The sequence below is a fragment of the Niveispirillum fermenti genome, from assembly GCF_048066175.1.
In the GTDB taxonomy this organism is placed as follows: domain Bacteria; phylum Pseudomonadota; class Alphaproteobacteria; order Azospirillales; family Azospirillaceae; genus Niveispirillum; species Niveispirillum fermenti.
Window position 1 is genome coordinate 1 of the sequence record NZ_JBLTXA010000135.1, and the last position, 430, is coordinate 430.

1 protein-coding gene is annotated in these 430 nt (G+C 64.0%); it reads right to left on the bottom strand.

All coding sequences use genetic code 11. The features are described 5' to 3' along the window. The coding region (locus ACM9LZ_RS26030; protein WP_416622401.1) for an IS3 family transposase at positions 1–430 on the bottom strand (430 nt) is incomplete at both ends.

A 430-nucleotide genomic window follows, 5' to 3' on the forward strand; every position in this document is an offset into this window, starting at 1 on the left:
TTGGCTGCCCCGGTCCGAATGGTGAACCAGTCCGGATTTCCCCTTCGGTCGGCGCTGGTGCAGGGCCTGCTCCAGGGCATCCAGGACAAAACCGGCGTCGGCCGTCCGGGACACTCGCCAGCCGACGATCCGCCGGGCAAAGGCGTCGATGATGAAAGCCACATAGACGAACCCGCTCCAGGTGGACACATACGTGAAATCAGAAAGCCACAGTTGATCGGGCCTGTCCGCCCGGAATTGCCGGTTCACCCGATCCAGCGGACAGGGTAAGGCCTTGTCGGCAATGGTGGTTTTCACCGGCTTTCCACGGATGGCACCGCGCAGGCCCATCTCCCGCATCAGCCGCGCGACCGTGCAGCGCGCCACCTGGATGCCCTCGCGCTGCAACTGCCGCCACACCTTGCGCACCCCATAGACCTGGAAATTCTCT